This window comes from Oceanobacillus aidingensis, from assembly GCF_042654105.1.
In the GTDB taxonomy this organism is placed as follows: Bacteria; Bacillota; Bacilli; order Bacillales; family Amphibacillaceae; genus Oceanobacillus; species Oceanobacillus oncorhynchi.
In genome coordinates this window covers 244,358-258,304 of record NZ_JBHSFT010000010.1, presented here as the reverse complement: position 1 = coordinate 258,304, position 13,947 = coordinate 244,358, and the positions used below count along the sequence as shown (strand labels likewise).

13 protein-coding genes and 1 riboswitch are annotated in these 13,947 nt (G+C 41.3%); of the genes, 6 read left to right on the top strand and 7 right to left on the bottom strand.

Annotated features, from left to right (window positions below; all coding sequences use genetic code 11):
- Positions 1-270: 270 nt before the first annotated feature.
- Positions 271-471: a hypothetical protein gene (locus tag ACFO3P_RS07980; protein ID WP_042532067.1), complete on the top strand. Its 201-nt coding sequence runs from the start codon at positions 271-273 to the stop codon at positions 469-471.
- A 122-nt stretch (positions 472-593) separates the two neighbouring features.
- On the opposite strand, the gene ACFO3P_RS07975 is transcribed toward ACFO3P_RS07980, so the two are convergent.
- Positions 594-1,763 (bottom strand): MFS transporter, encoded by a 1,170-nt coding sequence (locus tag ACFO3P_RS07975; protein WP_212928607.1) that lies wholly within the window; start codon positions 1,761-1,763, stop codon positions 594-596.
- Positions 1,764-2,033: 270 nt separating this feature from the next.
- On the opposite strand from ACFO3P_RS07975, the gene ACFO3P_RS07970 reads away from it, so the two are divergent.
- A complete protein-coding gene (locus ACFO3P_RS07970) occupies positions 2,034-2,855 on the top strand; it encodes a squalene/phytoene synthase family protein (protein WP_042532071.1) in 822 nt (273 codons plus the stop codon).
- A 322-nt stretch (positions 2,856-3,177) separates the two neighbouring features.
- Entirely contained in the window at positions 3,178-4,734 is a 1,557-nt protein-coding gene (locus ACFO3P_RS07965) for a BCCT family transporter (protein WP_042532072.1), read from the top strand.
- 78 nt (positions 4,735-4,812) lie between these two features.
- On the opposite strand, the gene ACFO3P_RS07960 is transcribed toward ACFO3P_RS07965, so the two are convergent.
- The 5 genes from ACFO3P_RS07960 to thiW all read right to left on the bottom strand — a co-directional run bounded on the left by ACFO3P_RS07960 (position 4,813) and on the right by thiW (position 8,434).
- Positions 4,813-5,610 carry a hypothetical protein gene (locus ACFO3P_RS07960; RefSeq protein ID WP_341172581.1) on the bottom strand — a complete coding sequence of 266 codons (798 nt, stop codon included), beginning with the start codon at positions 5,608-5,610 and terminating at the stop codon, positions 4,813-4,815.
- A gap of 119 nt (positions 5,611-5,729) precedes the next feature.
- A complete protein-coding gene (gene thiE / locus ACFO3P_RS07955; RefSeq protein WP_379542346.1) occupies positions 5,730-6,350 on the bottom strand; it encodes a thiamine phosphate synthase in 621 nt (206 codons plus the stop codon).
- Positions 6,340-7,125 carry a hydroxyethylthiazole kinase gene (gene thiM / locus ACFO3P_RS07950; RefSeq protein WP_042532076.1) on the bottom strand — a complete coding sequence of 262 codons (786 nt, stop codon included), beginning with the start codon at positions 7,123-7,125 and terminating at the stop codon, positions 6,340-6,342. The genes thiE and thiM overlap by 11 nt, the downstream gene beginning before the upstream one ends.
- Positions 7,115-7,936, bottom strand: a complete 822-nt coding sequence (thiD, locus tag ACFO3P_RS07945) for a bifunctional hydroxymethylpyrimidine kinase/phosphomethylpyrimidine kinase (RefSeq protein WP_379542345.1) — start codon at positions 7,934-7,936, stop codon at positions 7,115-7,117. The genes thiM and thiD overlap by 11 nt, the downstream gene beginning before the upstream one ends.
- 33 nt (positions 7,937-7,969) lie before the next feature.
- Positions 7,970-8,434 (bottom strand): energy coupling factor transporter S component ThiW, encoded by a 465-nt coding sequence (gene thiW, locus ACFO3P_RS07940; protein ID WP_276325313.1) that lies wholly within the window; start codon positions 8,432-8,434, stop codon positions 7,970-7,972.
- 134 nt (positions 8,435-8,568) lie between these two features.
- Positions 8,569-8,682: riboswitch (TPP riboswitch) on the bottom strand.
- A gap of 113 nt (positions 8,683-8,795) precedes the next feature.
- Between thiW and ACFO3P_RS07935 the strand changes: the two genes are divergently transcribed.
- The 3 genes from ACFO3P_RS07935 to ACFO3P_RS07925 all read left to right on the top strand — a co-directional run bounded on the left by ACFO3P_RS07935 (position 8,796) and on the right by ACFO3P_RS07925 (position 11,512).
- Positions 8,796-9,848, top strand: a complete 1,053-nt coding sequence (locus ACFO3P_RS07935) for a LytTR family transcriptional regulator DNA-binding domain-containing protein (RefSeq protein WP_042532081.1) — start codon at positions 8,796-8,798, stop codon at positions 9,846-9,848.
- Between the two features lie 111 nt (positions 9,849-9,959).
- On the top strand, positions 9,960-10,808 hold the full coding sequence (locus ACFO3P_RS07930; RefSeq protein WP_379542344.1) for an ABC transporter ATP-binding protein: 849 nt from the start codon (positions 9,960-9,962) through the stop codon (positions 10,806-10,808).
- Positions 10,805-11,512: an ABC transporter permease gene (locus tag ACFO3P_RS07925; protein WP_042532085.1), complete on the top strand. Its 708-nt coding sequence runs from the start codon at positions 10,805-10,807 to the stop codon at positions 11,510-11,512. Before ACFO3P_RS07930 ends, ACFO3P_RS07925 begins: the two co-directional genes overlap by 4 nt.
- Positions 11,513-11,674: 162 nt before the next feature.
- Here ACFO3P_RS07925 and ACFO3P_RS07920 read toward each other — a convergent pair whose 3' ends face one another.
- Positions 11,675-13,546: a beta-glucoside-specific PTS transporter subunit IIABC gene (locus ACFO3P_RS07920; protein WP_379542343.1), complete on the bottom strand. Its 1,872-nt coding sequence runs from the start codon at positions 13,544-13,546 to the stop codon at positions 11,675-11,677.
- Positions 13,547-13,947 lie beyond the last annotated feature (401 nt).

The window sequence follows — 13,947 nt, the reverse complement described above, 5'->3', positions numbered from 1 at the left end:
CGTAAATGTATTATGCCCTGCAAAGCATACATTTTATGATAGAGTACCTTCTCTTTTTTGGCTAGGGGATTTTTTATCACTTTCGAGTATTATTTTACACATACTTTTTAGAAAAGATAAGCGTTTATATATGTAACCGTTTTCTTAAAGCGGAATAATCAGCGATTTAAAAAATCGTCACATTTTAGAATGGTTTTAACGGAATGAATCCAGCGGCTGTGCCATTTTTGCTATTTTTTCATATAAATAGATAAAAAGGGGAAGAGAACTGTGCGAATTTATCATCTCGGAGCATTATTTATTATTTTCTTAAGCCTGGGTGTAAGTATTGGCTATAGTATCGGGAAAACAGAGATTTTTGCGCTGGCTGGGTTTATTTTAGGAGTGTTTCCTATTGTGATATACAGACGAACTATTATAAAGAAGGAAAAGAGCTCATGTGGTGAGAAAGATAAACAAACGTATTCCTGAGGCAGCTGTTGTTTTCCGTTAAAAATATAGCGTGTGGGCAGAAAGGAACCCCTCTGAAAACTGAAAAAAAGAAGCTTTCAGAGGGGTTCATATATAACAGCAAAGCTTTACAAAGGAAGAAACTATTCAGATTCAGCTGTAACCTGCGGACGTTTATATCCCTTTAGGGCAATCAAAGCAGTAAACAGACCTAATAAAACGATTGCTCCGCCGACATAGGCATTCTTATCTACACTGGCCTGTTCAATGACGATGCTTCCAACAAAGGATCCGACTGCAATACCCAGATGTAAAGCAGAGTTATTTAGGCTGACCAGGATGCTCGAATTTTGTGGAGAGGTCTCAATCAAATAGCTTTGAACCGGTGGAGAGACTGCCCAGCTGAGCATTCCCCATAGAATAAGCACGACAAGGAATAATACCACATGGAATGATGAAGCAGGGATAATTATAATCGTAGCTACAAATAAACCAATGGCAGCAAGAATGGTTCGTTTTGGTCCAAATAAATCGGATAATGTGCCGCCTGTACCACCGCCGCTGACAGCAGAAATACCAAAAATCAGATAAATGGCGCTTAACCAGATGCCGTCCAATTCCATAAAATCCTTTACAAATGGATTCAAGTAGCCGTATAACGCAGTATGCCCAGCTAACACAAAGAACGTAGTCAGCAGGATAAAAAGAATTTTTGGGTTGCGAATCATTTTTAGCTGTGTTGTTATCGGCAAGGGTTTTTCCGAAGAAGGAACACGCTGCATAAACAAATAAACACATATAATAGAAGCAACTGTTAAGAGAGCAATAAGTACAAACGGCGCCCGCCAGCCAAATGATTCACCGAGTATTAAACCAAATGGAATTCCGAAAACCAGAGATCCGCTTACTCCCATACTTACGGTGCCGATAGCCCGACCGCGGTAAGCAGGCTTCACAATCGAGGACGCCATCATTGTACAAAGTACAATTAATAAGGAAGCACTTGCTGCGGAAATAATTCTGCTAATAAAAATCATCGTATAGTTCAAACTAAAAACAGCTAGTATATTTCCCAGCAAAAAGATGAATAAAGAAATAATCGTCAGCTTTTTCCGTTCCACAGAAGCTGTTAAATAAAGTAAAATAGGAGAGGAAACAGCAAAAACCAGAGAGAAAATCGTAATCAAAAGTCCTGCCTTTCCTAAGGATACGTCTAAGTCTGTTGCGACTAAATCGAGAATGCCGCCAATAATTAATTCAACCATTCCGACAACGAATGAAATGGTCATTAACAAATACACACCTTTATTCATAAAACAACACGCCTTATCTATAATTATCTTGGATTAGTTATGATTGTCTAAACAAACGCTTTCAGCATCTATACTTATTGCGAAGAAAAGCAAAAACTCCCACGGAATGAATTTTCGTTTTACAAAACACTATTTATTATCTTAGCTTAAAAGGAACAGATAGCACAAGAATTTTATGTGAAAATTAATGAGAATTCAACACTTTTAAGGAAAAAAAGAAACTTGTTTGTTATACTGGTATTAACCGCATGAAATAAGGAGGAGTTTTGGGTGAGCAGCAAAGCAACATTAGAAAAAGATGCAATGAAGGTTTTAAAACAGACGAGCAGAACATTTTATATCCCCATTAAACTGTTGAACAAAACGTTGCGGAAAACAGTTGGTTCAGCTTACCTCTGCATGCGCGCTGTGGATGAGATAGAAGATCACGAGGAAATGGATGCAGAAGTAAAGCAGCACTTATTAATGGAGACAAGCCGTTTGTTGAAGGAACCTGTGTTTCCGCGTGGAGCTTATGAGCAGTTGGTAGCTCCTCATGAAAAGGAACTTCCAGAGGTGACATTGCGCCTGCCGGACTGGATTGATTTTTGCCCCGATGATATCGAGCAGAAAGTAAAAGATTCAACCAGTGAAATGGCAGAGGGGATGGCCAAGTGGACAAGGAAAGAATGGAATGTACAGACAAAAGAAGATTTAGATGAATATACATATTATGTAGCCGGTCTTGTCGGCGTAATGCTGTCTGATATATGGAATTGGTATGATGGGACCGAAACAGATCGTGACTTGGCTATTGGCTACGGTCGTGGATTACAGGCTGTGAATATATTACGGAATGTGGACGAGGACGCAGAACGAGGAGTCGGATTCTTTCCGGATGACTGGTCCAAAAAAGAAATGTTTGCTTACGCTGAAGCGAATTTGCAAAAAGCAGATCAATATATGACGCAAATTACTACGAAAAATATCCTGCTTTTCTGCCGTATTCCACTGGCACTTGCGCATAAAACATTAAATGCTCTGAAAACCGGGAAAGAAAAAATGTCCAGAGATGAAGTGGAAGAAACCGTTGATAAAATTATTAATTCGTAAGACTTGAAAAAATAAATAAAAATTATCAGAAGAAAATCTCGCTATATTCCGCGAGATTTTTTTATTTTGGGGACTGAGAAGGGTTTAATAATGTTTAATAAGGGAAATACTTCTATATTCAAAGTAATTCGCTGAATAGGTCTTTAAAATGCGGGTTGTGTTGTAGGAAGCACGTAACTATAATAGAAAGATATGTGCTAATAAAACACGTGAGAGGATAAAAGCGTGTCAAGGATTTTACGGAAAAGCTGCTTTTATCCCCAGGTCTATCCATGATATATAAATGTAAGGATAGGCGCTTACACAAAACAGGAGGTAAAATGTGAAGTCAGGAAAAGGAAAAGGTTTAGATTGGCCAGTTTTTTATATCAGTGGAGGATTTTTAGTAGTATTTATTATCCTGTCGCTGATCAACAGTGATATGGTGGATAATGCAGTAAATACCCTATTTAATTTGTCTGCTGATTGGTTTGGAGCTTATTGGCAAATACTCTTATTCCTTAATTTCGCTATCGGTTTAGGATTGGCGATATCAAAGTATGGAAAAGTAAGATTAGGAAAACAGGATAAACCTAAATACAGCTATTTTGGCTGGGTTAGTATGATATTAGTTACCTTGCTGGCTGCAGGCGGTGTCTTCTGGGCAGCTGCCGAGCCAATGTATCATTATATGGATACCCCGCCGCTTTTTGGCGGAGGACAATTTAACTTTATTGAAGGGGCATTTGCTCAAGCATTTATGCATTGGGGATTCCTTGCATGGGCAATTCTTGGTACCTTAGCTGTTATCGTTATGATGTATGTCCATTATCAAAAAGGCTATCCATTAAAGCCGCGTGGATTATTATATCCTATTTTTGGAGAGAAGATTTTTGAAAAAAGTGTTATCGGTACGGCTGCAGATGTCGTATCTATTATTGCAACAGCAGCAGGAACATTGGGCCCGCTCGGGTTCTTGGGGCTGCAGATTTCTTATGGTTTAAATCATTTATTTGATGTTCCGAACACATTGACAATGAGCATTGTAGTAGTGGTCGCTCTGGTTGCGGTAGCAGCAATTTCGGCAGCGACTGGAGTAGATAGAGGAATTTATCATTTAAGTAACTGGAATGTCCAATTTACCATTCTTCTTGGCGTTATTGTTCTTATTATTGGACCTACTGCATTTATAATTGATGGATTTGTCGGCGGAACGGGTGTGCATATTCAAAATATGTTCGAGATGATGTTCTACCGAGGAGACGGCGAATGGCTGTCAGGCTGGACACTCTTTTTCTGGGCATGGTTTATTGGCTATGCGCCAATGCTTATTGTCTTTATCAGCCGGATTTCCAGAGGAAGAACGATTCGGGAGCTGGTTATTGCAGTATCAGTGGCAGCCCCGCTTGTAACGAATTTCTGGTTCTCCATTGTTGGCGGAACAGGTATTTTCTTTGAAATGCAGGATGAAGGTTCTGTTTCTACTGCATTAGCAGAGGGCGGTATGCCGGCAGCTGTGATGGCAATTACCGATCAGCTTCCGCTTGGCACCGTAATGGGCGTTGCATTCTTGCTGGTATCGATTGTATTTGTTGCTACAACAGCCGATACCATGTCTTATACCGTTGCAGCTACACTATCGGGCCATGATAATCCGAAGCGCTGGTTACGGGTATGCTGGGCTGTGCTTTTTGGAGCATTTACAGCAGCTATTCTTTCCATTGGGGAAGACAGTATTACATCGATTCAAAACTCGATTGTTATATCTGCTGTACCGGTATCGTTACTGATACTGCCGCCTCTTTGGAACGCGCCGAAAATTGCAAAGAAAATGGCGCTGGAGCAAGGGCTGATCTGGCAGCGTGAAATGCGTAAAAAAGAAGATAAAAAATATAAATAAAGAAATGAAAAAAATGGACAGCGAAGGCAATGCTCTTCTGCTGTCCATTTTTTTCATTATATACGGATGTTATCATCCTTACATACATTGGAAGGATTCAATGCTATTTAAGTCCATCCCAAAGTAAACCCAGCGGAACCCGTTCCAGCGAAATCCGGCAATCGAGTTTCTTCCTAAGAAGGTCGGGAAGGCCCAAAATCCTCTGCCATGATTTGGCCAAATATAGGTGAAGCGGAACATGCAATGTCTGATACCGCCAGGGTCGACTGCGAATGTCTGCACCTGTTGTTTTTGCGGCACAAAATTAGGCGGCGGACCCATCGGAGGCTGGCTGTTCATCCCGCCCATTCCTGCCGGTGCAGGCTGCTGCCCTTGAGGTCCTTCATTTCCTCCGTTCTCAGGGAAATTTGGGAAGGATGGAGCTGGCGGCCAATTAGGAAAGGCCCCTCCATTCCCATTGTTATTTGGAGGTTCAGGGAACATATCTATCATTTGTTCCATCATCCCCTCAGGGAAATTTGCTCCATTTCCATTTGGTGCACCAGGAAAAAAGCCGCCGATTCGCTCCGGCGATGAATGATGCTCCTGCTCATATGGAGGCACCATATGGTTCGCAGGCTGCTGCTGTTCATATGGAGCCGCCATAGGATTAGCAGGCTGCTGATGATCGTATTGAGGCGGCATAGAATTAGCAGAATACGGTTCTGCCTGATAGCCGCCCTCTCCGCCAGATTTTCCGTCCGGTCTGCCGGTAAAAGCTCCATTGGAATAGTCATGCTGCGGCGCTGGCTGAAAATAATTATTTAACATCTGTCCGGGCAGGTTATTTTGTCTGTTTTCCTGCCCGTTTGGATGCTGTGGTTGAAAATGATTCATAATTTTCCTCCTCTATTAGGCTGATGTTCCCTAATAGCATATGAGGTATCTGCGTTATTTGCGCTTCATTATAGGCAGAATGGGCGCCATTAGCAGATAATAAAAATGGAGGGTGCCCGTTATAACTTATCTGCAGCTTCCTTAATATCATCGGCCTCTGTAACAGCAGTAATAAAGGAAACACCGTCAGCACCTGCTTCTATGACAGAAGGGGCATTTTCTGTCTGAATGCCTCCAATTGCCACGATTGGTATATCTGGAAATTGAGCGCGGATGGTATGAATCCACTCCAGTCCGACCGTTTGTTTTGAATCCTCTTTTGTAGACGTTGTAAAAATAGGACCGACACCAATATAATCCACCAGCTCAAGCGGACTCCGATCCAGTTCCTCCTGTGTGGAGATGGATAAGCCAATGATTTTATCTGAAAACCTGGTGCGAACTTCTTTGACAGGCATATCATCCTGTCCGACATGTATCCCATCCACCTCCAATTCCTCCGCAAGCTCAATATCGTCATTAATAAAGAATGGAACATCATGTGCGCGGCAACGTTCTCTAAGCTCCCTGCCAAGCTGAAGCTTTTTCTCTCCGCTCAATGATCCAGTCCCTTTTTCACGAAATTGAAATGCGGTAATACCGGCAGCAAGCGCTTCTTCTAAAACAGCGTTAGGGTCTCTATGACAGTTTTGACTTCCCATAATAAAATATTTTCTTAATAGCTCTCGATTAAAAATCATCTTCCAATCCTCCATTTAACTGCTTCGGTGTAAAGGATAAGGCATCAATAAAGCTTGGTAAAAAAGTTCCCGGACCATGTACATGCGGCAGTTTTGCTGCATGTTCAGCCGCCAGTCCGTAAAAGCTTAGTGCGGAGCTGAGCTGCTCTGAGACGGTGTAAGAAGTCGTCAGGCACGCGGCAGCAATAGACCCTAATAAGCACCCGGAACCAGTAATATTAGAAAGAAGCGGATGCCCTGTTTGATTATAAATTAGTTTTTGATCAGCATGGATAACGTCTGTTTTTCCAGTTATCACAATTGCAGTATCATATTTTCTGCCTGCTTGCTCTGCAATTTCATCTACATTTCCTTCGCCGACAGAATCTACTCCGCGTGATTGGATGTTTGCATCGACCAAGGAAGCAATCTCACCTGCATTTCCTTTGATAACTGTTGGACGTACCTCTTGTAGAATCTTTTCGACCATGTCTTTTCGAAAAGAGCTCGCAGCCACGCCAACGGGATCCAGAACAACAGGAATTCCTTTTTCATTAGCGGCTTTGCCTGCAGTAATCATTGCATCGGCTTCGCTTTCTAAAATGGTGCCGATGTTCAAGACAAGTGCATCGGAGGCCTTGGCCATATCTGTAGCTTCCCGTATTTCCTTTGCCATGACAGGACTGCCCCCAAAAGCCAGCAGTCCATTTGCATTAAAGTTCATGACGACCTGGTTGGTTAAATGATGAATAAGCGGTGTGTTGTTTCTGGCTTGCTGAATAATATCAGGATTCATGCGTAATCTTCCTTTCTGTGGTTTCCCGGATAGCCCAATGATTTGTCGGGCCGTTCCCTTTTCCAAGGTCAAAGGATTTCGAAATGGAAGCAGTCACAAATGCTTTTGCTTTTTTTACTGCTTCCGGAAGCGGACAGCCTTTCCCCAAATAAGCAGCAATCGCAGCGGCATAGGTACAGCCTGTTCCGTGCGTATTCTTCGTATCAATGCGTTCTGCAGCATAGCTATGCATTTTTTTCCCGTCATAAAGAAAATCGATTGCTTGTCCTTTTAAATGGCCGCCTTTTATTAAGGCTGCATCTACACCATATTCATGAACAAGGTATTCGGCTGCGCCTTTCATATCATCTTCAGTTGTAATGGATCGTCCAGTCAGGAATTCTGCCTCCGGAATATTCGGTGTTGCAACCGTTGTTAATGGAAGAAGGTATTGCCGTAAAAAGCTGCGGCCCTCTTCATCAATCAATGAGTCCCCGCTGGTAGCCACCATCACTGGGTCCATGACATAAGGTGCATCAACCTTCTCCAATTTTTTTACGATTAATTCCATCATCTGCTTACTTGCAATCATTCCTGTTTTCACAGCATGGATGGGCATATCTTCTAACACTGCATCCAGCTGGTCCTCAATCATGGAAAGCGGCATATGCTCTACAGAGCGGACCCCTGTCGTATTTTGAGATACAACGGAAGTGATCACGGACATGCCATAGGTTTTTAACTCCTGAAATGTTTTTAAATCTGCTTGAATACCGGCGCCACCGCTAGGGTCTGTACCGGCAATGGTTAATGCACAACGAACCTGACTCATAATAAAAATCCTCCTTGGATAGAATAAAGTAAATTATTTTGTTAAAGAAAACTGCTGTGCCGGGAGACGGCTGACTAACAGCCAGCCAATCAATGCACCAGAGACACTGCTTACAACAAATGCCGGGATAAAGGCAAATGCTCCCGCAGAGCTTCCCATAAGCAGATTGGCTATCGGAACTGCAAAGAAAGAGCCGATAATTCCGGTGCCAATAATTTCTCCAAGAGCTGCCATTGGATATTTCTGCGTTTTCTTATACAATACCCCAGCAGCAAAAGCTCCAATCATTGCTCCAGGAAAAGCAACCAAGGTTCCCAGTCCTAAAAGGTTTCGGAGCAGGCTAATCATCAATGCGACAATAACTGCCGGACCCGGCCCGAGCATAATCCCGGCAATAACATTGATAGCGTGTTGAACAGGATAGGCTCTGGCAACTCCGGCAGGAAACCAGAGCAATTGTGATCCAATCGTTCCGATAGCAACAAGTACAGCCATCATTGTTAACAGGCGTGTGCGATTTTTCAATCCAATCATCTCCTTCTAATTTAAGGGAAATGAAAAGGTAACTACTTTGTAAAAATAAAAAATCAGGCTTTATCGAGAAGCCTGATTTGGTATACTGAGAGTAATCATATGTTGATTGACTACTTCCCTACGCTGGTATTAGCCAGATCAGGTTTGTAAGAGTCGGAAAGTAAGCATGCTTCCCTCTCAGCCCGCGATGTTGGGCTCCCCTAGTAGTTGCTTTTCATTATTATCTTTGAGTCTACTGTATCAAAGATTCAACGGTTTGTCATGAAATAATCATTAGACTGCAAGCTCATATAAAGGATGTTATCAATAGAAAGAGGAATGAAACATGTTAAGCATAAACGGAATGGAATATCGTCAGGGAGACCAGACCTTATTTCCGAAAATAGATATAGAAGTAAAACCTGGAGAAATAAAGGCAATTCAATCCACTGTTAATATACGTGCGGTGTTGCTGCAGATGATTATCGGAAAAGAAAATGTGCGGAATGGATCGATTCAAATCAAGCAACAGACATTACAGGAGGATAAGCAGAAATACGTTTCTTCTTTAGGGATTTGCTGGTATGAAGAGGGCATTTATGAAAGATTGAAGGTACAGGAATATTTGAAATTTATCGGCTCTTTATATCAAAGCAAGACTTCCATAAAGGAAGTACTATTGCAAATCCAACTGGAGGAAAAAGCGAAATGGAAGATGCATCAGCTCAATCGTTCTGAAAAGCGTCGTGTTCAGTTTGGCAGAATATTAATGCAGGAGGCGGAAGTGGTTATCTTCGAAGAGCCTGAGGTCAATGTAGATTTAGAAACGAAACGGGTCCTCCATCAATTTGTCGAATTGCTGCAGAAACAGCAAAAAGCGGTATTGATTTTAACGACAAGTACGGAGAGTGCTGTGACCATTTCGGATACGGTCTATCGTCTAAATGAGCAAGGGATACAGCAAATGGACGTGGAAACAGAGGAGAAAGAACGTTTAACCTCCACAGAAACAAATGTTAAAGAAACAGCAGAAGAAGCGGTTCAAATAAAGCAAACTTTCCAGTTAAATAAAATCTCCGCAAAAGTAGAGGATAAGATTATTTTATTTGATCCGCAGGAGATTGATTACATCGAAAGTCAGGAAGGACAATCCTATCTGTATACTCGCGGAGAGGGGTTTCCTACAGGTTTTACCTTAAAAGAATTGGAACAGCGCTTGTCTCATCAAGGATTCTTTCGCTGTCACCGTTCTTATATTGTGAATCTTCAAAAAATAAGAGAAGTAATTACATGGACGAGAAACAGCTACAGCTTATCTCTTGTAGATAAAAAAAGCTCTGAGGTTCCATTATCGAAATCAAAGTTGAACGAGCTGAAAGAATTATTGGGGGTAGAATAAGCATAATTCAATGTGATATATACTCCATTCGTCGAAAATATACTGCACCATTGTTGAAAAGAAGCTATTCTGTAGTCACAGGCAACTTAACTGATACAGGAGGTTTCAGGGATGGAGAATATGATTGAAGTGATATCTTTAGAGAAGATTTTTGGTAAAAAGCAAGGATTAAACAATGTTTCTTTTCAAGTGAAAAAGGGTGAAACATTTGGGTTTTTAGGTCCGAGCGGCTCTGGGAAAACAACAACTATAAAAATTTTAACTGGACAAATGAGGCCGACAGCAGGGACAGCGAAGGTCTTTGGAGAACCTGTTTCCAAATTAAATACACCGGAATATCGAAAACGCTTTGGGGTTGTGACGGATAATAGCGGTTTATACGCACGGCTGACTATTTATGATAACTTAAAGCTTTATGCAGATTTATATGGTACATCTTTACAGCGGATCGATGAGGCGCTGGAAGCAGTTAATTTAGGTTCGGAGAAAAAAACACAGGTTGCTAAGCTGTCTAAAGGAATGACACAGCGCGTATTATTGGCAAGAACACTTTTGCATAAGCCTGAGTTGTTATTTTTAGATGAGCCGACATCGGCATTGGATCCTGCGAATTCAAAACATATTCATAACGGTTTAAAAGAACTGAATCGACAGGGAACGACTATTTTTCTGACCACGCATGATATGGAGGAAGCAGATCATCTATGCAGCCAGGTAGCCTTTTTAAATAAAGGGGTTGTCCAGCTTTTAGACGAACCAAAACAGCTAAAAAAACAGTATCGGGAAGAGGTAATTGGACTCGAACTGAAAGATGGGCGAGAATTGGAGCTTCCACTTCAATCATCTAGTGCTGAGGAAATTCAACAATATATTTCCCGGGAAATGGTGGAGCGGATTTATACAAAAGAACCAACATTAGGAGATATCTTTGTTGAAGTAACAGGGAGGGAACTGGTATGACATTTTCTGTAAAACGATTTATGGCCATTTTTCAAAAGGATTTAAAAGATTTATATCGAAATATGTATGTTTCGTCTACTGCATTGATGCCGCTTATCTTTGCCGTCATATATGGTCGAATGGATAATGTAACGATAGAGATGCATTTGTTTGTCATCAGCATGTCGCTTGCTTTAGTTGGTACTTTCCTGCAGTGTGCGATGATAGCAGAAGAAAAAGAGAAAAACACGTTACGCGGTCTGATGCTTTCCCCGGCAACATTGACCGAAATATTGTCGGGAAAAAGTGCAGTAACGATTTTGATTACCGTGATTGTAACGGGTATCAGTATGTTTATTATGGATTTTTCTTTCTCCGGCAGAATCGGTTTAATGGCTGGAATTGTTCTGTCCTTGATTTTCTTTATTGCATTAGGTACATGGATGGGCTTAATTACTAGAAGTGTGTTAGAAGCATCTGTATATATCCTGCCTGTAATGTTTATATTTGGGATGGGAAATATGTTTATTATGTTTGCGGAGCAATATGCTTTCTTACAAATATTAGAATATACACCAGGACTCCAGCTGCAGGAAATTGTAGAGTTGGAAGATGCAGGAGCTGGGTTTGGAGAGCTGTGGAAGCCATTTGCCATTATTGGAGCATGGGCTGCGGCGATGGTAGTGTTGGCTGCCGTTACATTTAAGAAGCGAATGATGGATTAACCGGGTTATGAAAGATGAAGTAAATACGTTTTATTAAGAATAAAGTCATTTGAAGAGCGAGAGGAGCTTCATTAATGGCTTTTTCTTTTTATGATTGAAAAAAGCCTCCAAACTCCGGACCTTAAAGGAAGGCAGGAGTTTGGAGGCATAGCAGCTACTTACTTATACAATTGCCCGAATAAAATCATCATTCGCTTTTACTTCTACATCATCCGTTACAATAAGGTCTGTGAACTTATCTGTATTCGTGACAATAACTGGGGTTGTTACATCAAATCCTGCTTCTTTGATTTTTTCAATATCAAACCGGATCAGTGGATCCCCTTGTTTCACAGTGTCTCCTTGCTTTACCAGCGCTTCAAAGTGTTTTCCTTCTAGCTGTACCGTGTCTAAACCAACATGAATCAAGATTTCAGCCTGATGTTCCGATGTGATTCCAACAGCATGATGGGTTGGGAAAATAGCGGAAATCTCGCCACTCACTGGTGCCACAACTTCACCGACTGTCGGCTCGATAGCAGCTCCTTTTCCCATTGCTTCAGAGGAGAAGGCTGGATCGTTTACGTCGCTTAAAGGCTTGACGATACCTGTTAATGGACTTCTGATGGCTTCTTGTTCGATTAATTGTTCTTTTTTCTGTGCTGGCTCTGATTCTGCTGCCTTTGCAGGTGTATTCTGTTCTTTTTCGTTGCCAGCGGCTTTTTTGTCCGTTACTTCAAAACCGAAAACTAATGTTAATATCAAGCCAATTGCAAATGCTATTAATACTCCTATTAGGTAGGTTCCGATAGGAGAGAATGCAGGTATAGATAAGAAACTAGGGAAAGCAAATGCAAGTGCTTCAGATCCTAGCATACCATTAACTGCACCGCCAATGATACCGCCGGCAAGCAGATAGATAATCGTCTTGCGATAACGCAGGATAAGTCCGTAAAGAATTGGCTCTGTGACGCCGCCAAGGGCACCTGGTAACATCGTAGAACCAGCTAATGCTTTTAATTTTCTATCCTTTGCCCGGATTAGGATTCCGAGTGCTACACCAATTTGCGCGAACACTGCAGTTGCAAACATCGGTGTCAGCGGATCGCCGCCAGTTGCAAGGTTTTGAATGGAGATTGGAACAATTCCCCAGTGTAAACCAAACAATGTCAAGAAGGACCAGCCTCCGCCTAACACAGCACCCGTTAATAATCCGCTTCTTTCAATAAGAAATTCGATGCCTGCTCCAATACCATCTCCTACATATGTTCCAAATGGTCCGAAAATCAGCACAGCTAACGGGAAAGCAATCAGCAGCGATAGCATAGGGACCAAAAACATTTGTAAATCTTTATGAATAATCTTCCTTAGGCCTTTATCAAGTAAAGCATAAATTAAAATGGCAATAAAGATAGGAAATACCGTAGAAGAATAGTCTACTACAATGGCTGGTATTCCTAAAAAGGATGCATTACTGTCAATTAAACCAGTTAAATTAGGCTCTAATAATGCCGCCGCAATGGATGCGCCTACATAAGGGTTGGCGCCCAAACGCTTAGAGAGGGTAAAACCTATAAAAATAGGAAGAAAATAAAATATGGCATTTCCGGCAGCTGATAAAATCAAATAGGTGCTGCTTTCTTCACTGAGTGCCCCTGTCATCGTTAATACGATTAACAAAGCCTTCAACATACCTGCTCCGGCAAGCGCTCCTAATAAAGGAGAAAACGTTCCCGATATCACATCAAAAACCTGCGCTACCCAATTCGCTTTTTCGCCGTCATCATTACTATCATCCTGCTTATTATCAATATTTGTATTTTTGGCAACTTCTTTATACACCTCAGATACATGCGGGCCGATAACGACTTGGTATTGTCCGCCGCTCTGGACAACACTAAGTATTCCGTCCATTTCCTCAAGTACCTGTTTGTTTGCTTTCTTGTTATCTCTGAGTTGAAATCTTAATCGTGTGGCACAGTGGACGACATTTTTAATATTCTTATCGCCGCCAACGTTTTCCACGATGTCTTTTGCCAGTTTTTCGTAACTCATTTGTATTCCTCCTTGTATATTTTAGAATGTAACGTTCGATAAAAAGCTGCGTACATCTTATATAGTTTGGACGTCTTCTCCTGCTTCTATGTGAAAGGTAAGTTATATCCAATAAAAAAACCCGACAAAATAAAGTGCACGAATCGTGCTTTATCTTGTCAGGTTATGCCCTCTAAAGGTTACATTCCTTTAAATCATGTATGCGGTTTTAATTTTTATAACATTGATAATATATCAAAGGAGGGAGAAGAAGTCAACTGACTGAATCGGGAAATTATACAGGTATATTTAGGGCGCAGCAGTACGTTTTTGGGATTGTATATTTACAAGGGAGCAATTATTGTTAGAAATAAATAAAACAGATGTATAATTTAAAATAAAAGATACATTTTGTCTTCTCC